General features: G+C 36.9%; 19 protein-coding genes and 1 riboswitch. Of the genes, 9 read left to right on the top strand and 10 right to left on the bottom strand.

Features of this window, described 5'->3' with window-relative positions:
* The 8 genes from ACIPKN_RS17815 to plsY form a co-directional block, all read right to left on the bottom strand.
* On the bottom strand, nt 1-295 hold a 295-nt coding region (locus tag ACIPKN_RS17815), incomplete at its 3' end, for a hypothetical protein (protein WP_400938486.1).
* Between the two features lie 34 nt (nt 296-329).
* Complete coding sequence (locus ACIPKN_RS17810; protein WP_400938483.1) at nt 330-1,424, bottom strand: GerAB/ArcD/ProY family transporter; 1,095 nt, start codon at nt 1,422-1,424, stop codon at nt 330-332.
* 870 nt (nt 1,425-2,294) lie between these two features.
* Nucleotides 2,295-3,947, bottom strand: coding sequence for a GerAB/ArcD/ProY family transporter (locus ACIPKN_RS17805; protein ID WP_400938480.1), 1,653 nt, complete (start codon nt 3,945-3,947; stop codon nt 2,295-2,297).
* 35 nt (nt 3,948-3,982) lie between these two features.
* Nucleotides 3,983-4,216, bottom strand: coding sequence for a hypothetical protein (locus ACIPKN_RS17800; RefSeq protein ID WP_400938478.1), 234 nt, complete (start codon nt 4,214-4,216; stop codon nt 3,983-3,985).
* A 3-nt stretch (nt 4,217-4,219) separates the two neighbouring features.
* Complete coding sequence (locus tag ACIPKN_RS17795) at nt 4,220-5,419, bottom strand: Ger(x)C family spore germination protein (protein ID WP_400938475.1); 1,200 nt, start codon at nt 5,417-5,419, stop codon at nt 4,220-4,222.
* A gap of 14 nt (nt 5,420-5,433) precedes the next feature.
* The gene (locus tag ACIPKN_RS17790) at nt 5,434-6,981 is read right to left on the bottom strand and encodes a spore germination protein (protein ID WP_400938472.1); all 1,548 of its coding nucleotides are present in this window, start codon (nt 6,979-6,981) and stop codon (nt 5,434-5,436) included.
* Nucleotides 6,982-7,109: 128 nt separating this feature from the next.
* The gene (locus ACIPKN_RS17785) at nt 7,110-7,400 is read right to left on the bottom strand and encodes a HesB/YadR/YfhF family protein (protein ID WP_400938469.1); all 291 of its coding nucleotides are present in this window, start codon (nt 7,398-7,400) and stop codon (nt 7,110-7,112) included.
* A gap of 19 nt (nt 7,401-7,419) precedes the next feature.
* Nucleotides 7,420-8,022, bottom strand: coding sequence for a glycerol-3-phosphate 1-O-acyltransferase PlsY (gene plsY / locus ACIPKN_RS17780; protein ID WP_400938467.1), 603 nt, complete (start codon nt 8,020-8,022; stop codon nt 7,420-7,422).
* Nucleotides 8,023-8,687: 665 nt separating this feature from the next.
* Between plsY and parE the strand changes: the two genes are divergently transcribed.
* Together parE and parC are read left to right on the top strand one after the other, a co-directional pair.
* Nucleotides 8,688-10,664, top strand: a complete 1,977-nt coding sequence (parE, locus tag ACIPKN_RS17775; RefSeq protein ID WP_400938464.1) for a DNA topoisomerase IV subunit B — start codon at nt 8,688-8,690, stop codon at nt 10,662-10,664.
* On the top strand, nt 10,661-13,093 hold the full coding sequence (gene parC, locus ACIPKN_RS17770; RefSeq protein WP_400938461.1) for a DNA topoisomerase IV subunit A: 2,433 nt from the start codon (nt 10,661-10,663) through the stop codon (nt 13,091-13,093). Before parE ends, parC begins: the two co-directional genes overlap by 4 nt.
* 691 nt (nt 13,094-13,784) lie before the next feature.
* Here the strand turns inward: parC and ACIPKN_RS17765 are convergent.
* A complete protein-coding gene (locus ACIPKN_RS17765) occupies nt 13,785-14,393 on the bottom strand; it encodes a TetR/AcrR family transcriptional regulator (RefSeq protein ID WP_400938458.1) in 609 nt (202 codons plus the stop codon).
* 206 nt (nt 14,394-14,599) lie between these two features.
* Nucleotides 14,600-14,709: riboswitch (TPP riboswitch) on the top strand.
* 151 nt (nt 14,710-14,860) lie between these two features.
* Here ACIPKN_RS17765 and ACIPKN_RS17760 point away from each other — a divergent pair.
* From ACIPKN_RS17760 to ACIPKN_RS17730, 7 genes are all read left to right on the top strand, one after another.
* Complete coding sequence (locus ACIPKN_RS17760) at nt 14,861-15,856, top strand: ABC transporter substrate-binding protein (RefSeq protein ID WP_400938456.1); 996 nt, start codon at nt 14,861-14,863, stop codon at nt 15,854-15,856.
* 1 nt (nt 15,857) lies between these two features.
* Nucleotides 15,858-16,148 (top strand): thiamine-binding protein, encoded by a 291-nt coding sequence (locus ACIPKN_RS17755; RefSeq protein WP_400938454.1) that lies wholly within the window; start codon nt 15,858-15,860, stop codon nt 16,146-16,148.
* Nucleotides 16,148-16,918: an ABC transporter permease gene (locus tag ACIPKN_RS17750; protein WP_400938451.1), complete on the top strand. Its 771-nt coding sequence runs from the start codon at nt 16,148-16,150 to the stop codon at nt 16,916-16,918. Before ACIPKN_RS17755 ends, ACIPKN_RS17750 begins: the two co-directional genes overlap by 1 nt.
* Nucleotides 16,896-17,645: an ABC transporter ATP-binding protein gene (locus ACIPKN_RS17745; protein WP_400938449.1), complete on the top strand. Its 750-nt coding sequence runs from the start codon at nt 16,896-16,898 to the stop codon at nt 17,643-17,645. The genes ACIPKN_RS17750 and ACIPKN_RS17745 overlap by 23 nt, the downstream gene beginning before the upstream one ends.
* A complete protein-coding gene (locus tag ACIPKN_RS17740; RefSeq protein ID WP_400938446.1) occupies nt 17,635-18,384 on the top strand; it encodes a TatD family hydrolase in 750 nt (249 codons plus the stop codon). The genes ACIPKN_RS17745 and ACIPKN_RS17740 overlap by 11 nt, the downstream gene beginning before the upstream one ends.
* A gap of 217 nt (nt 18,385-18,601) precedes the next feature.
* Nucleotides 18,602-18,997, top strand: coding sequence for a hypothetical protein (locus ACIPKN_RS17735; RefSeq protein WP_400938443.1), 396 nt, complete (start codon nt 18,602-18,604; stop codon nt 18,995-18,997).
* Nucleotides 18,998-19,010: 13 nt separating this feature from the next.
* Complete coding sequence (locus tag ACIPKN_RS17730; protein ID WP_400938441.1) at nt 19,011-19,433, top strand: YvaD family protein; 423 nt, start codon at nt 19,011-19,013, stop codon at nt 19,431-19,433.
* Here ACIPKN_RS17730 and ACIPKN_RS17725 read toward each other — a convergent pair.
* A complete protein-coding gene (locus ACIPKN_RS17725; RefSeq protein ID WP_400938439.1) occupies nt 19,430-19,612 on the bottom strand; it encodes a hypothetical protein in 183 nt (60 codons plus the stop codon). The two genes, ACIPKN_RS17730 and ACIPKN_RS17725, sit on opposite strands and share 4 nt — an antisense overlap.
* Between the last annotated feature and the right edge of the window lie 75 nt (nt 19,613-19,687).

Raw genomic sequence — 19,687 nt, 5'->3', positions numbered from 1 at the left:
CCATCACTTTGAGTAGAATTATCATTATTACTACTACTTGCACTTTGAGAAGCATTCCCGGCATTGCTATTACCATCACTTTGAGTAGAATTATCGTTATTACTATTACTTTCATTTTGAGAAGCATTTCCGTCATTGCTATTACCATCACTTTGAGTAGAATTATCATTATTACTACTACTTGCACTTTGAGAAGCATTCCCGGCATTGCTATTACCATCACTTTGAGTAGAATTATTGTTATTACTACTACTTTCATTTTGAGAAGCATTTCCGTTATTACTACCGCTTTCATTCTGTGTACTACAATTACTTTTTGTATTATTTCCTTAATTACCGTTAATTTTGCGAATTTTCGCGACAAGTAATAAAACTAATGGTAATAAGATTGCGAAAATAAAAGAAAAAATAGGCCAGGTTTCTCTATTGTAAATATCTGAATGAATGATACTAGGATGAATAATTTGTGAAAGTCCAAGGATAATCATTCCGAATGGAAAAATGAGCGGTCGATGATTTTTAATTTTACATATTTGTGCGATGCCGATGACCCCAGCGTAAAAAAACATAAAAGTTTTAATATAAATTGATATTAACCACATGGCTGCCATAATCACTTCAATACGTTGTAAAAAATTCCCGATTGAAATTCTTTGGGCTAATGAATAGCTAGGAAATGTCCTAGAAGCAGTATTTGCCGGACCTAGGACAAGGATAGCTAGTGTGATGATAGCAATTAAGACAATCCCTCCAAGAATTGTGCCAATGTAAAAACCTTTTTGTGCTGATTTATGGACGTTAACAGTAGAAGGAAAAATCATTAATAATATGACAAGTGGGAATGAAAAAATACTCATTAATCGAATCATACTAATGAATAATGATTTTGCTGGTGCCTCCATTATTGGCTGTAGATTTTCCATCTGGACAGATGGTGAAATACAAACTACGAATAAAATAAAAATTAAAATAAAAAATGGGAATAGTATTTCTGCAGAACGGGCAAAAACTTCAATCCCTAAAAATGCAGCATAAATAATGATAATACTGAACAGAAACGCAAAGGCCATTGTAGGTGTTTCTGGCAAAACTTCTGTTTTCATGAAAATGCCAATGAAATATAATAATTCACCGGCAGAAAGTAAGGATAGAATAATAAAACCAATCGAAGTTATTTTTCCGAAAAAGCGACCTAATATCTTTTCATTAGCTTCTACAAATGTAAGGGTAGGTGTCCGTTTTCCTACAGTAATGAAAAGCTTTATTAAAAGTAAACTTAAAACGACACTAATAATCGCGGCAATCCAGGCATCTTGTTTTGCTTCTCTTGTTACACTAGCAGGGCTAATTAAAATGGCTGTTCCAATTGAAGCGAGAAGGGTAATGATCATAAATTGTCTTGAGCTAATTATTTCTTTTTCCATTTGAACGCTACCCCTTTTCTCTTAACATAAAGATCCTTATTATTTTGTCAGGGAGACAATTAAATCTTTAATTGGTGAAAAAATAAAGGTAAGCAAGTCTAATGGGCTTGGAATTTTGATCCTTTATAAGACCCCAATATTTAATGCAGCACCGAATCTTTATTATTTAAATTTTGGAATCATTCGTTTGATTCCTTTTTTTCGTATTAAAATGACCCTGACAGTATTTTTTTGACTATTTAAGTGTGGTCGAGTCAATAAAGCTCTACGAGGGAACAACAGTCTTTTTGATCCTTTAGAATTAATGGGCCGAATGGACTTAAATATGGGACACAAAAGTTCGTAAGCGATGATCATAAGGACAAACATTAAACCAAACAATCCAACTATAGCTGCTAAAATCATAATGGAAAACGAAGAGCACGAACTGTATTTGATAAGCTATTTACATAGATGATCGATAACGCATACTTTTCAGCTTTTCCAATGGTCATTTCTCGTATGATAAGGTCATTGTTATTCCCTAGTGTGTTTTTCAAATTTTGAGAAAGAGAACTATAGCATCAGCAATTATAGAAATAGACATTTCCATTCCTCCTCAACATTTACATAACTATATAATGTACAATTTTGAGAGAAGATAAACAAAGGTTGGAATTGAATTCATATAACTTCTTTCAGCGGGTGTCCAAACACCTGTACCTGTCGCTACGCTTTCGGTACAAAAGATATCCACTCAAAGAAGTTAAGCCTCCGGCGGATGTCACGGAACTATACCGAGACATAATTAATTAATTTTCAATAGAAATGTAAAGAAAAAATGATGACCATGAAACGATCAGGTTCATCATTTTTTATGCCACTATGTTATTAATTTTCTGGAGAATCTTTATTTTTATCACTATTTGGAGTATTGCCGGTATCGCTATCATTCTGTGTATTATTGCTTGAAGCGTTATCACTTGTGCTAGGTGAAGGATTTTCGCTATTGCTGCTACTATCACTTTGAGTAGAATTAACGTTATTACTGCTACTTTCACCGTGTGTAGCATTTCCGCCATTGTTGCTACTACCACTTTGAGTAGAATTATTGTTATTACTACTACTATCATTTTGAGAAGCATTACCGCCATTACTGCTACTATCACTCTGAGTAGAATTAGCGTTATTACTACTACTATCATTTTGAGAAGCATTACCGCCATTACTGCTACTATCACTCTGAGTAGAATTAGCGTTATTACTACTACTTTCATTTTGTGTAGTATTACCGCCATTGTTGCTACTACCACTTTGAATAGAATTATTGTTATTACTACTACTTTCATTTTGAGAAGTATTACCGCCATTACTGCTACTTTCACCTTGTGTAGCATTTCCGTTTTTACTATCATTTTCATTTTGTGTACTACTATTACATTGTGTATTATTTCCATTAATTTTGCGAATCATTGTGACTAGTAATAAAACTAATGGTAATAAAATCATTAAAACAAAGGAAAATATAGGCCAGATATCTCTATTGTAAATATCTGAATGAATAATATTAGGATGAACAATTTGTGAAAGTCCAAGGATAATCATGCCGAGTGGAAAAATGAGCGGTCGATGATTTTTAATTTTAAATATTTGTGCGATACCGATCACCGAAGCATAAAAATACATAAAAGTTCTAATATAAATTGATATTACCCACATGGCCGCCATAATCACTTCAATACGCTGCAGAAAATTCCCGATTGAAATTCTTTGAGCTAAAGAATAACTAGGAAATGTCCTAGAAGCAGTATTTGCCGGACCTAGGACAAGGATAGATAGTGTGATGATCGTAATTAAGACAATTCCTCCCAAAATTGCGCCAATGTAAAAACCTTTTTGTGCAGATTTATGGACGTTAACTGCGGAAGGGAAAATCATTAATAATACAACAAGCGGGAATGAAAAAAGACTTATAAATCGAATCATACTAAAGAATAATGATTTTTTTGGTGTTTCCATTATTGGCTGTATATTTTCAATCTGGATGGATGGCGAAATACAAATTACAAAGAAAATAAAAATTAAAATAAAAATTGGACATAGTATTTCTGCAGAACGGGCAAATACCTCAATACCTAAAAATGCAGCATATATAATGATAATGCTGAACATAAATGCAAACGCCATCGTAGGTGTTTCTGGCATAATTTCCGTTTTCATGAAAATTCCAATGAAATATAATAATTCACCGGCAGAAAGTAAAGATATAATAATAAAGCCAATTGCAGTGAATTTTCCGAAAAAACGACCTAATATTTTTTCATTAGCCTCTACAAAAGTAAGGGTAGGTGTTCTATTTCCTAAAGCAACGAAAAGCTTTACTATAGGCAAACTTAAAACGACACCAATGATTGCTGCAATCCATGCATCTTGCTTTGCTTCGCTTGTTACACTTGCGGGGATAATTAAAATGGCTGTGCCAATTGAAAAGAGAAGGGTAATGATCATAAATTGTCTTGAACTAATTATTTCTTTTTCCATCATGAACGATACCCCTTTCTTAACATAAAGTTGCTTAATTACTTTGTCATGGAAATGAATAAATCTTTAATTGGTGAAAAAATAAAGGTAATTAAATCTATTGGGCTCGGTATTTTGAACCTTAATGAGACTGCAACATTTAGTGCAGCACCGAGCATTAAAAAAATCGAAAAAATAACGATTGTTTTCGTTTCTTTATTTTTGTTTAATTTTGGAATGAAGGCAAAGGCTATAACAGCTGTAATTAATAGTATAAATATCGTCATAATCATAGATTATTCTCCCTTCGGCTTCTTCACTAATGAGTTTTCCATCGTCCCTAATCCTTGTGTGTTCACATGTACTTCAACTTTAACTGGTACGTCTTGAAATATAGTTAGCCAGTCTTTTTTTATTTTTTTCCACTCTTTAGGATTTGTGCGATGAAGTTCTGAACCAAATCCAAAAATATCGACCCGATAATTTTGCTGAACTGTTTTGATTGTTTCTTCGATTCGTTTTTTAATAAGTTCTTCTGTTTTTTTATTGACGTAGTGAATCGATTTTTCTTTAGTAAGGTCTATAGTACATTCAACTTCTCCGACATTTTGGCTAACATCTATAAAAACATTGATTTTAGGAGCTCCATTTTCAAATTTACCTTTTATTTTTGTCTTTGAGTGCGTAATCTCTGTTGATACAGTACCTCCCTTAGGGCAAGCAAGAATTTCAATTGTACTGTCTATTTTGTCCTTTAAAAAACCTAGACTTCTACTATCTTCTTCTGATAATAGCCCAATGAATTTATCTTCTTTAAAAACACCTAAGCCAGCGTACTTCAAAAGCACAGAAGACTTCGATTTTTTAACATTCGATGGATCCCTTCCCGCACTTTTATCTCCCTGTATTTCAATGGCAGACATGACAACACTTGTTTCTTTGTTATTTAAAGTATTGATTAATTCGTCAATTTTAATGGATTGTGTTGTACCCCAAGTTTTCTCTGACGTTTTAAGAGAATTCAGTAATTTGTTAGCTGGAACTTTTTCGATAGGTGTTAATACGTTTAAAACTTCGTCGGCAGTCGCGTCATGAGCAACGATGACATCGAAATCATTTCTGAATTCATGATCTCTTGACACTAAATCTAACGGTTCGGCCATTCCTTCTTTTGCCAATTCATCACCGAGTACAACGATTTGAAGGTGAGCGAAATAAAGTTTTCTAGCTGTTACTGTTGTCATTTTTCTAATGGCCTCAAAGACCGTTTTACCTTTTGAATGATAGGTAATAACGGGTGATCGTCCTGAAGTAGGCTGTTTGGAGGAGATTTCACCAGGATCTACAACTTGAACAGTTATTTCGAACTCATTATCTACCTTATCTATTCCCAATGCTGCGACAATTGCTAATTCATTGAGTTCGCGCTTACTCCAACAACCACTTAAAAGTAAAGTAAGAATCATTAGTAAACATATTGCCTTATATTTTGACATGGTTTATTCCTCGTTTACACATTCTTTTGATTCCTTTTTTTCGTATTAAAATATTTATGACCTCTGACAGTATTTTTTTGACTAATTAAGCGTGGTCGAGTCAATAATGCTCTTCGTGGGAACAACACAAGGGCATCTTTTTGATCGTCTAAAATTAATGGCCCGAATGGACTTAAATATGGAACACCGAAAGTTCGTAAACTGCATAAGTGTAGGAGAATGATCATTAGGCCAAACATCACACCATACAATCCAACAATTGCTGCTAAAATCATTAATGGGAAACGAAGTGCACGAACTGTATTGGATAAGCCATAAGCAGGGAATAAAAAGCTACAAATGGCTGTAAGTGCCACAATAATGACCATTACAGCTGATACAATTCCTGCTTCTACAGCGGCTTGACCGATCACTAATGTTCCAACAATGGATACGGCTGGTCCAATCGTTCTTGGCATTCGAAGACCTGCTTCTCTTAACACCTCAAAGGCAATCTCCATTATGAGTGCCTCTACAACGGCAGGGAAGGGGACTCCTTCTCGTTGAGATGCAATACTTATTAACATAGGAGTTGGTAGCATTTCTTGATGAAAGGTGGTAATCGCTACGTAAAGCGATGGCGCTATCAAGGCTAGGCCAATTCCAAAAAATCTCAATAAACGTACAAGAGTACTAATCATCCAATGCTGATAATAATCTTCAGCAGATTGTAAAAAGGATGTAAATAGAGCTGGGACAATTAGGACAAACGGTGAACCATCCACTAGAATTGCAATTTTTCCGTCTAATAGTTCACCAGCAATAACATCAGGTCGTTCAGAATTATAAACTGTAGGGAATATGGTGGTTTTAGAATCTTGAATAAAATCTTCAATGTAGCCGCTTTCTAAAATACCATCAATATTAATACGATCTAATCGGGAAAGAACCTCCGCTACTATTTTGTCATTCGCAATGTCATTTAAATACATAACAGCAACATCCGTTTTTGTTACTTCACCGACAATACGGGACTTGATCCAGAGATTCGGACTTTTAATTTTCCGACGGATCAGAGCCGTATTCGTACGCAATGTTTCCGTAAATGCTTCCCGTGGACCTCTAATGACCGACTCTGTTGAAGGCTCCATAACAGCCCTATCTTTTGCACCTTTTGTACTTGTTACAATTCCAGTTGAAGATTCATCTAATAAAATGACCGTATCACCATTCAAAATCGAATTGTACAGTGTTGAAAAATCGAAAATATCATTAACATCGCCGACTGTTAAACAAGAATCTCTTAAATAGCGAATAATCTTGTCTGTTTCTGTTTCATCACTTGCCTCAATATCAAGCATTAGTTTATCAATTACAGAATCAGAAATGCTTATTTTATCGGTTAAGCCATCTACGTAGATGATCGCGAAAACATATTTTTCAGCTTTTCCAATGGTAATTTCTCGTATGATAAGGTCATTACTATTCCCGAGTGCGTTTTTAATTATCTTCAAATTTTGAGAAAGAGAACTATACAGTTGGTCATTGTTTTGGGAGGTATCAGTAATTTTAGAAATAGACATTTTCATTTCCTCCTCAAGATTTTACATAACTATAGAATGTACAACTTTGAAAGAAGATAAACTAAGGTTGGAATAGATTCAAATAAAAAAACAGTGTTCCCTTCGTTTAAACGAAAGGGAACACTGCTTTATTTTTTATACTCATATTTTAATTCGTCATTTGTAACATCCACATCTACATATAAACTGTGATTATTGAAAAACCATAAATCTTTTTCATCTATATAGTAGGTAACATCGTCAATAACTTTCTTAACACCAATGTTGAATGGTTCTTCGCGTGTCATACCTAGGGAAAAGCCTTCGTGAAAAGGACTGGAACCACCATATCTAGCATAAAAACGAATCGTATCTCCGGATTCTATTTCCATCTCTTGTTTGAACCATTGTAAGGCTTCATCTGTTAGTACAATATTCATTAGAATGCTCCTTTCTATGTTACAACCATTTCACCTTTGGTTCAGTACCATTTTTAATGCGTGCAATATTTGCTCGGTGACGGTAAATGATAAAGGTAAATAAACAAGCTATTAAAATACCTAACGCAAAGTCGCCTGTAACAAAATAATAAACGATTGAATAAATAAGTGCTACTAAAGCGGCAATCATGGAAGTTAAACTTACAATCTTTGTAATTTTTAATGTTACAATAAACGCAATAAATAATAAGACAAAAAGAGGCCATGAATAGCCTAAGAGAACTCCAGCTGATGTTGCTACCGCTTTCCCTCCGCGGAAACCTGCAAAGATTGGGAACATATGACCAATAACGGCTACTAGTCCAAGTAATAGCGAATGGATAGAGACATTAGAGAATAGAGGAAGAGCTACAAGTAATACGGCTGCTGTACCTTTTAAGACATCCATAATCGTTACGACGATTCCTGCTTTTTTTCCTAAAATACGAAAAGTATTTGTCGCACCTAAATTACCACTTCCATGTTGGCGAATATCAGTTTTATAAAAAATTTTGCCTATCCATAACCCAGAGGGGATCGAGCCGATTAAATAAGCACATAAAATAATAAGTCCATTTAGCATATTTGGACTCCTTTCATTCATTGATTAACACTTGGTACTAATAATATGTAACAAATATTCTACACTTTTTCTCTATAATCTACAATGACATGAAGGAGATTTCTAAGTGTATCTTGAATTCATTACAAAAGATAACTATTTTTCAAGGATTTTTATATGTATATGATTTTAGGTTAGTCTTTTAGACATGATTCATGTAGGCAGCATGAAAGCCCTTTCTAAAAATATAGGTAAAAAGGCAATTTTGTCAATCACCCATTCCTTTGGTAGAATAGAAGTCTATCTTTAATTTCTAGAGTAAACTAGTACGAATTTCTTTAGACAGAAGAAACCCATTTATTACTGTACCTGTATATTTTTCAGAGAATAGTCAAATGCTTTTGAATGAAAGTTCAAAGCCCTCAGCTATTCGTATCGTTTTGAAAAAAAGTAATGACCAGTGCAACTAAAACTTATAGCCCTGCGTCAAAGGAAGAGAAGAGTTCATGATACATATTGGAGCAACTATTGCAAATTTTTCTTCCGGTAAAACAGATCAAAACGATGAAGCTGTGAGGAATTTTAAAAATTTTTTGGGCCTGTCACTAGATATTGTTAGGAAATGCTATTATTATTAGGAAGAGAATATAAATAGAACATGCGTTTGTTTTTTGGAGGGGAAATTTTTGACGAATAAACAGTCACCAAGCGTCTATAATGATGACGCCATTCAAGTATTAGAAGGATTAGAAGCGGTACGAAAACGACCCGGCATGTATATCGGTTCTACGGATGGCCGTGGACTTCATCACCTAGTATATGAAATCGTCGATAATGCGGTGGATGAAGCACTGGCTGGCTTTGGTTCTCATATCATTGTCATTATTCATAAAGATCAAAGTATTAGCGTTCGAGACTTCGGCCGAGGAATGCCAACAGGTATGCATAAGATGGGGAAACCGACTCCTGAGATTATCTTCACTGTCTTACATGCCGGTGGTAAATTCGGACAAGGCGGCTATAAAACAAGTGGTGGCTTACATGGTGTAGGTTCGTCTGTTGTTAATGCTTTATCCACTTTTTTAGAAGTTACGATTCATCGCGATGGTAAAAAATATCGACAACGTTTTGAAAACGGTGGCCATCCTGTGACGACATTAGAAGAAATTGGACAAACAAAGCAGACAGGAACGCTTGTTCATTTTCTACCAGATGACACGATTTTCTCTGTAACAAAATACAATTATGATACGCTTGCAGAACGTTTACGTGAGTCAGCGTTTTTATTAAAAGGCTTAAAAATTGAGTTAATTGATGAACGCGAGGAAGGCAAAGGTGATGTTTTCTTTTATGAGAACGGCATTGAAGCTTTCGTTGCGTATTTGAATGAGGAGAAAGACGTCCTTCATCCTGTTAAGTATGTGGAAGGGATCCAAGACGAAATTGAAGTTGAATTCGCCTTTCAATACAACGATGGATACTCAGAAACAATCCTTTCATTTGTTAACAATGTGCGTACACGAGATGGTGGGACACATGAAACAGGTGCCAAGGCAGCTTTAACACGTGTTTTTAATGAATATGCACGTAAAATTGGCCTGTTAAAAGATAAAGATAAAAATCTTGAAGGGACAGACATCCGAGAAGGCTTAGCGGCGATTGTTTCTGTTCGTATACCAGAGCATTTACTACAATTTGAGGGTCAGACGAAGGGCAAGCTTGGTACGAGTGAGGCACGCTCGGCAGTAGATAGTGTTGTTTCGGAGCAAATTTTATATGTGCTTGAGGAAAATGCAGAATTGTCTGCATCTCTTGTTCGTAAAGCTATTCGTGCCCAGCAAGTACGTGAAGCGGCTCGTAAAGCACGTGAAGATGCCCGAAACGGCAAGAAGAGCAAAAAAGCCAGTACCATTCTTTCTGGAAAATTAACGCCTGCACAATCTCGAAATGCAGCGAAAAACGAGCTGTATTTAGTCGAAGGTGACTCTGCAGGTGGCTCTGCAAAACAAGGGCGAGATCGTACGTTCCAAGCGATTTTACCTTTACGTGGTAAAGTTATTAATACAGAAAAAGCAAAGCTGCAGGATATTATGAAAAATGAAGAGATTTCAACGATTATCCATGCCATTGGTGCTGGCGTCGGAACAGATTTCTCTGTCGAGGATTCAGCGTATGACAAAGTCGTTATTATGACCGATGCTGATACTGACGGAGCGCATATTCAAGTGCTGCTGTTAACGTTCTTCTATCGTTATATGCGACCATTGATTGAAGCTGGAAAGGTATTTATCGCATTACCACCACTTTATAAAATATCAAGAGGCACTGGTAAAAAAGAAGTGATTGAATATGCTTGGACTGAAAATGACTTACAAGCGGCCATTAAAAAAGTTGGAAAGGGTTACATATTACAACGTTATAAAGGGCTTGGTGAGATGAATGCTGACCAGCTGTGGGATACGACAATGAACCCTGAAACACGTACATTAATTCGTGTGACGATCGAGGATGGTGCACGTGCTGAAAGACGTGTGACAACTTTAATGGGCGATAAAGTAGAGCCGCGCCGTAAATGGATCGAAGCTAATGTAGACTTCGGTATGGAGGATGATTCAAATATTTTAGACAATGAATTCATCCAACAGGAGGAGGACCAAGCATGAGTAGTACGGAAAAATTTCAAGATTTACCTTTAGAAGAAGTTATGGGTGACCGTTTTGGTCGCTATAGTAAATATATTATTCAAGACCGCGCGTTGCCTGATGCACGTGACGGTCTTAAGCCTGTGCAACGACGTATTTTATATGCGATGTTTACAGAGGGCAATACGAACGATAAACCCTTCCGTAAATCAGCAAAAACTGTCGGTAATGTTATCGGTAACTATCATCCTCATGGTGATAGTTCAGTATATGAAGCTATGGTGCGTATGAGTCAGGATTGGAAAGCGCGTCATATGCTCATTGAAATGCATGGGAATAACGGTTCTGTTGATGGTGACCCACCGGCAGCGATGCGTTATACCGAGGCAAGGCTCTCTGCTATTGCAGCGGAGATGCTACGCGATATTGGCAAGAAAACAGTTGAACTTGTACCGAACTTCGATGATCAGGATATGGAGCCAACTGTTTTACCAGCTCGTTTCCCGAACTTACTAGTCAACGGCTCAACTGGTATTTCGGCCGGTTATGCGACAGATATCCCACCTCACGCACTTGATGAGGTGCTAGACGGTGTTCTTATGCGTTTAGATAACCCAAATACCACTGTCGATGATTTAATGACCGTTATTAAAGGGCCTGATTTCCCAACAGGTGGGATCATTCAAGGTGTCGATGGCATTAAAAAAGCATACGAAACAGGACGCGGTAAAATCATTGTGCGTGCGCAAGCAGTCGTTGAGCCAATTAAAGGTGGCAAGGAGCAAATTGTTATTACGGAATTACCGTACGATGTTAATAAAGCAAATCTTGTGAAGAAGATCGATGAGCAACGTGTCGATAAACGACTTGAAGGAATTGCGGAAATTCGTGATGAATCGGATCGTACAGGCCTACGTGTTGTCATTGAACTGAAAAAAGATGTTCCTGGACAAGGAATTTTAAACTATTTGTTCAAAACAACTGATTTACAAGTAGCTTATAATTTTAATATGATTGCTATCCATAATCGTCGTCCGACAATGATGACATTGCCATTGTTACTGGATTCTTATATTGCCCATCAAAAGGAAGTCGTGACGAACCGTTCCATTTATGATTTGCAAAAGGCAAAAGATCGTTCGCATATTGTTGATGGCTTGATCAAGGCACTGTCCATTTTAGATGAAGTCATTGCAACGATTCGTTCTTCTAATGATAAACGAGATGCGAAAACGAATTTACAGGTGAAGTTTGACTTTACAGAAGTGCAATCAGAGGCAATCGTTAGCTTGCAATTATACCGTTTAACAAATACGGATATTACGGAATTGCGTGCTGAACAGGAAGAATTAAATAAATTGATTGCTAAGCTTGAAGGTATTCTTAATAGTGAAGCAAAGCTTGTACGTGTTATTAAACAGGAACTACTTGACATTAAAAAGCGTTTTGCAGAGCCACGTCGTTCAAAAATCGAACAAGAAATTGAAGAAATCAAAATTACGTTAGATGTCCTTGTCCCAAGTGAAGAGGTCGTAGTGACTGTCACAAAAGATGGCTATATTAAGCGTACATCTACACGTTCACATGCAGCTTCGAATGGTCAGGATTTTGCGATGAAGGATTCCGATTATTTATTATATGAAGCAAACTTAAATACACAGCATCATCTACTGCTGTTTACAAATCGAGGCAATTATATTTATCAGCCTGTCCATGAACTACCTGATATTCGTTGGAAGGATCTTGGTCAGCATATTTCTAGTATTGTACCGACAGGGAAAGATGAATCTATTATTGCTGTATACGGTTTTGAGACTTTCGAACAGGCCAATACGTATATTTTAACAGCTACGAAAGATGGACAAATTAAACGCTCACCTGTAGCAGATTATGCTGTTACACGCTATTCGAAACCGATCAAAACGATGAATGTTAAGTCAGGCGATGAAATGATTTTTGCAGGTATCGTGACAGACGAAGTAGAACTACTGTTAACGACAGATACTGCCTATGCTATTCGTTTCCCAATAGAGGAATTGCCAGTAACGGGTGTTAAAACAGGCGGTGTTAAAGGGATTACGCTGAAAGACGGAGAAGCATTAGTTGGCATCAATGTTTTACCGCCAAATGCCACTGCGTATGTTGCGATTGTGACACATCGCGGTGCGGTGAAAAAAATGAATGTTGCCGAAGTAGAGATGACGAGTCGTGCAAAACGCGGCTTAAAAGTGTTAACAGAATTAAAAGCGAACCCACATCGTATCGTGGCTGTAGTAAAGGTTACAGATGAGGAACAGTTAACGATTGAGATGGAAAAAGGTGTGCAAGAGATCCTTGATGTACAAGCATTAACTCGAGCAGATCGCCATTCTAATGGCTCCTTTAAAGTAGATATAGCTACAGACGGTGCCATCTCACATGTCTTTACGGTCAAAAAAGAAGAGAAATAACATGACTAGCCCATGCTCTATAGAGAGCTGGGCTTTTTTTAGCTAATTGAAACCAATAAGTGGGTTCTTTGTCTAACATATATACGGGAGGATTGTATGATGCTTTACATAATGATAAAGTCAGTTGAAATCTGGTTTGATCGATTAATGGAAAGACAATCTTTAAAAAGAAACAGGTACTTTTCTTTCATTTCCTTCAATTTCTTTAGCGTATAGCGATTTTGTTATTATGTAGTACAAAAATGTATCAGTTAATCCTAGAATAAGGAGTAATCCGCTCATATATAAAGGGCGAATACACTCTCCAATGATAATTAATAGCGAAGATACAATCATTGCTCCGTAGGTAGTCAAGCTATTAAAAGCCATATAAATGCTACGAGCGTTTGATGGGGCAAGTTCTCCTATCATTGCCTATTTTATAGGGACATACATCAGTTCACCAATTGTTCCAATAAACAAGGCAACAAAAAGAAACAACACGCTATTTGAAGAAGCAAATACACTAAAACATATAGAGAAGATCAACATTCCTGTAACAAGAGTCCAGCGCTCACTGCACTCAAAGGAAGTAATGGTTTCTTAGGTTCTTGGCCTGTAATAGTGTCAAAAAGGGAATCATCTATTTACCATGTAGATCAAAAATTGAATTTCCTAATTTTATAGAGTATGGGTGTAGGATGGAGAAGGTTTAAGTATTAGAGATAGGTCCGAATAATCTAAGGGCTTGTCTCGTTATATCCTTCCATACCATGTTTGTATATTCATCAATAAACGTTAAACGCATTCCGTTTAAGATGGATAAGTACGACTCAGCAATTAATGAAGGTGATTCTTCATAAAAGTAACCAAGCATTTGCCCAGCTTCAATAACTGGATAAATACAGTCTATAAATAATTTTACAAAATCATCTAGTTCTTTAAAAAGCTTTGGAAATCGATCAGGTCTTGCAAGATCCTGTTGAATTAAACGTAGGTATTCACTTCTCGTTGCAAAAAGTTGCACATGACAATCTATCATTTCCTTAATTACTTCAAGAGGATCACTTTTAAAGTGTTCATCTATTTCAATAAAATATGGTTTGATTTCCTCCAGGGGCTCCAATATTGCCGATTCATAAAGCTCTTCTTTGGAATTAAAATACGTAAATACGGTGCCAAAACTAACTCCTGCTTCCTTTGCTATGTCCGCTACTTTGGTCTCTGCAAAACCATTCTCACTATATAATTTAATTGCGGCGTTTAGAATGGCAAATCTTTTTCTTTTCTTTTTTTCATCATTAGTAAGTCTAGGTTCCATTTAGATTCTCCGTTGAAGGGTTTTGTGTATGTTTACCTAGCACTCCCGAAGATGATTTTTACAAAGAAAAGGACATTGCGGTTATTCAACAAAAGGAATTGAAGGAAGGCATGGAGCTTTAAAATTAAATTAGCAGCGCTTTCGGCAAATAGAGCCTTGTCATTTCCGGATAGATATGGGTATAATAATCACGAAAAGTTCATATGGAAAGAATGTAGGGGGGCTGGTGTTGCCAGCTGAGATTGTGTCCGATAGACACTGACCCTTTGAACCTGATTTGGCTCGTACCAGCGTAGGGAACATCTATTCAAAAAGAAAGTTTTTGATATTGATTGTAAAACGTCTGGGAGGAATCCTGGGCGTTTTTTGTTTTCAGACTTTTGTTGTATACACAGACCGTGAACGCTTTCTTCTGGTAAAGACATTCATTCATGAACATTTCACACTACTTACTTGGAGGATTGAGCATGAAAAAATGGTTATTGGTCCTAATGGCTGCACTTTTCACATTAGTGGGCTGTAGCGAAAAAGAGGCTAAAAAGGATACTAAAGGATTAACAAAAGTATCGGTTGTCCTAGATTGGGCACCGAACACAAATCATACCGGTTTATATGTAGCGGAAAAACTTGGCTTCTTTAAGGAACAGGGCTTAGATGTAGATATAATATTACCAGGCGAAGCGGGAGCAGATCAGCTTGTGGCGTCTGGCAAGGCTCAGTTTGGCGTAAGTTATCAGGAAGGGATTACACAGGCACGTGTGCAAGATGTACCTTTAGTATCGATCGCGGCGATTATTCAACATAATACTTCTGGCTTCGCATCCATTGCATCAAAAGGCATTACTTCACCGAAGGATTTTGAAGGTAAAACATACGGTGGCTGGGGGGCGCCACTTGAAAAGGCAGTACTGCAATCACTAATGCAAACAAAAAATGCAGATATTAATAAATTAGATATTGTCAATGCAGGCGATATAGATTTCTTCACAATGATGAAAAAAGATATTGATTTTGCGTGGATTTATTATGCATGGACAGGTATAGAAGCAGAACTGCGTGGCGAAAAACTGAACATGCTATATTTAACAGATTATAGTGATCAGTTAGATTATTACACACCTGTACTTGCTACAAATGAAAAAATGATTAAAGATAATCCTGAAACGGTAAAAGCATTTGTCGCTGCTACAGCAAAGGGCTATGAATATGCGATAAAACACCCTAATGAAGCGGCAAATATTTTACTAGAAGCAGTACCTGATTTAGATAAAAACCTTGTGCATAAAAGTCAGGAATGGCTAGCAGATAAATATCAAGATGACGCTGCACAATGGGGCGAGCAAAAGCTAGCTATCTGGGAAAATTACGCGAAATGGATGGCGGACAACAAAGTTTTAGAGGGCGAATTTAACGCAAAACAAGCATATACAAACGACTTTTTACCGAAAAAGGAGACAAAGTAACATGGCAAACTCATTAATAAGTGTACAAATTATCCCGAAAACTGAAACATATGAGGATGTGATCCCGTTTGTCGATGCAGCGATTACGGTTATCGACGCATCAGGGGTGAAATATGAAGTTCATCCATTAGAAACGACAATGGAAGGTGAGCTATCGACTTTACTACAAATCATTGAAAAAATGAATGACAAGATGATTGAGCTTGGCGCTATTAATGTCATTACGCAAGTGAAAATTTTATATCAGCCATCTGGTATTACAATGAATACACTAACGGAGAAATACAAGTAATGAGGCAGGCTTTCAAACAAGGAAGGACGATAATTTTTATCGCCTTCCTCTTATTCATATGGGAACTTATTGTCCGTTTTGCAGACGTACCACATTGGCTATTGCCTACACCAAGTGCCATTTTGAAAGAAGGCTTTCAATCGTATAAGACGTTTGTGCCACATGCTATAGCGACTGTTCAATTAGCATTTCTAGGCCTTGCCATTGGAATAGTGTGTGGACTAACGGTTGCTGTGCTATTACATCGTTTTACGTTTGTGCGGGAGCTATTTTATCCTATTCTTATTATGTCACAAAATGTCCCGGTGCTCGTTCTAGCACCGCTCTTAATTATTTGGTTTGGCTTTGGTTTATTGCCAAAGCTCATTATTATTTGTCTGGTGTGCTTTTTCCCGATTGTTATTTCGGCAATGGATGGCTTCCGTCAAACCTCACCTGAGCTGAAACATTATTTTGAAATGATTGGGGCAACTAAATCACAAACCTTTTGGAAACTTGAATGGCCATATGCGTACCCGTCGATTTTTTCAGGCATTAAGATTGCGGCGACGTATAGTGTTATGGGAGCTGTCATTGCAGAATGGTTAGGTGCGAAAATGGGGATTGGCGTCTATATGACATTGGCGCAATCATCATTTCGAACGGATCGCGTGTTTGTAGCGATTTTTGCCATCATTTTTTTAAGTTTACTATTATTTAGTGCTATTCGATTATTAGAAAAACTTGTTGTGAAGGGGAGAGGAATCTATGCTAAGCATTCAAAACATTGATAAATCCTTTAATGCTCTTCCGGTTATTCGCGATTTATCATTTGAGGTCAAGGACGGGGAATTTGTGGCGATTATCGGACCGTCAGGCAGTGGTAAAAGCACACTCTTTCAATTAATTGGTGGTGTCTCTTCTATTGATAAGGGAGCTATTTTATTAAACGGTACAGATATCCAACAAAAAAGAGGAACGATCGCCTATATGCCTCAGCAGCCCTGCTTACTACCATGGCGTACGATAGTAGAAAACGTTGCGATTGTCGAGGAGCTTCATCGCAAACCAAATATTGAGCTTGCCAAGGAGTGGTTAGATAATGTGGGGCTGGCGGCGTTTGAAAATGCGTATCCTAATGAGCTGTCGGGTGGTATGCAACAGCGGGTATCATTTATTCGCGCAATTGTCAGTAATAAGCCCATTTTATGCTTAGATGAGCCGTTTTCTGCACTTGATGAATTTACAAGGCTTGAAATGCAGGCTTGGCTTTTATCGATTTGGGAGAAAGATCGAAAATCGATATTGTTCGTAACACACAGTATCGAGGAAGCTCTCTTTTTAGCGGATCGTATCATTGTGCTCACGAAACGGCCAGCAATGATTAAAAAGGAAATAATCGTACCTTTTGCAAGGCCACGCCAAGAAGAAATTCGCCATTCCGCTACATTTACGGCATTGAAGCAACAGTTATTCACGTATTTAAAAGAAGAGAAGGGTGATGCGAATGTTGATTGATGCACATATTCATTTAGATCAGTATAAGGAACACGACATTCCAACTTTGCTAGAAGAAGCTGAACATGTCATTGCCGTTAGCATGAATCTTTCATCGTGCGAGAAGACATGGAAGCTAACGAAAACCTATGCAAAAGTAAAAGCAGCATTTGGTTTTCATCCTGAACAACCGTTACCAAGTGAAACGGAGGAAGATGCATTATTTGAGTGGATACGCCAACATGCTCATGAAATGGTGGCAATCGGCGAGGTAGGCTTGCCTTATTATTTGAGGCAGGAGAAGGCGATAGATGTTCGTCCGTATGTGGCATTGTTAGAACAGTTTATCGTATTGGCGAAGGAATTAAATAAACCGATTGTATTACATGCGGTGTACGAAGATGCGGCGATTGTTTGCGATTTACTAGGAAAACATCAAGTAACGAAAGCGCATTTTCATTGGTTTAAAGGAGATGAGGAAGTGATTGAACGGATGATTTCTAATGGATATTTCATTTCGGTCACGCCTGATTGTACGTATGAGACTAAGATTCAACAACTTATCAAAAAATACCCAATTGAGCTGATGATGGTAGAAACAGATGGACCATGGCCGTTCGAAGGTCAATTTGACAATAAACGAACATCTCCTTGGATGATGGATCATTCCATCGAGGTTATCGCTTCGATAAAGGGTCTTACAGCTGAGGAAGCGGCGCGTATCATTACAAGAAATACGACAACATTTTATAATTTATAGCAAATAACGCAGTTGTTCTTTTAAAGAGCAGCTGTGTTTTTGTTAAAAGTATCAGAATCGCTGATAAAGCCTCGAATATCGCTGATAAAAGAGTTAGAATCGCTGAAAAAGCATCAAATATCGCTGATAAAAGAGCTAGAATCGCTGATAAAACATCAAACATCGCTGATAAAAATTGTAGAATCACGATAGCCTTCTTGCAATAGATGAACTGAAGATGAAAGAGGAAGAAATACTGCATGATTCAACTTTAAATCTATTAGAAAAACTACAGAAATGTCTTGTACTCATTCCAGCAGATTTTCAATTTGCTCAACTCAAATATTTAGAGGAGCTTCAACGCTATTATCCTAAGCAATGGGAAACACTCGATCAATTTATTCATGAACAATGGACAGGTATCTTTTCGCTACTAGATGAAGGGATTGCCACAAAAAAAATACGTGTCTTTAATAAAGGGATATTTATAGAAGTCTATATTGGAAGGCTTTATCGATTGATGGAACATGGATCGATAAACAGATATATGATTTCACTTCAAGATGCAATGCAGGAAATGGTAGACATTTTTATGCATGGAATTCTTGAAGAAACCGTTTATGAAGAAAACTAAATGGGGGTTGTAAATGAGTAAAGCTTTAAGATTAATATTTTTAGTTACCGATTTCTTTTTTATACTCTATTGGCTAGTCACTTTTTTCCATTTGATCCCAGAAGAGTATTTATATCAGGATTATCAAAATGAATTATTAGTAATATGGAAATGGTCGTTCTTCCCGCTAGATATTTTAATTTCAGTTACTGGCTTTATAAGTCTCTACCTTTTTAAAGTGAAAAATGAAAAGTGGAGAGCATTTGCCTTATTATCTCTAGCATTAACATTTTGCTCAGGATTACAGGCGATTGCTTTTTGGACAATAAAGCTTGATTTTGATCTTATGTGGTGGATACCTAACCTTTTTCTTTTACTATATCCATTGCACTTTATTCCAAAGCTTATTACATTTAGACATCAAGATGTCTCATTACAAGCAAAACACAACCACTAATCATCCTCTGTGTGGTTGTGTTTTCTATGTTTTGTAAAATTTTGTTCAAGGTTCTCTTTTTTAGTTTTCGTTACACGTTCATGTGTACTGAAAGGGGAGAACTGACGATTTTTCTCAACGTCTTTTCCTTCCGTACGCTTAATATACGAGCGCTTCTTTTTTGCTTTTGATTGTGTCATAGTTATTCCTCCTTTTCATTCTAACTATACCATAACGTGGGATTGATTTCGGTTCCAACTGTGCGCTTTGCTGCT

The organism is Lysinibacillus sp. NPDC086135 (genome assembly GCF_044746345.1).
Classification (GTDB): Bacteria; Bacillota; Bacilli; order Bacillales_A; family Planococcaceae; genus Lysinibacillus.
Note: the sequence above shows the minus strand (reverse complement) of the source record. Positions and strands in the feature narration are given on the sequence as shown.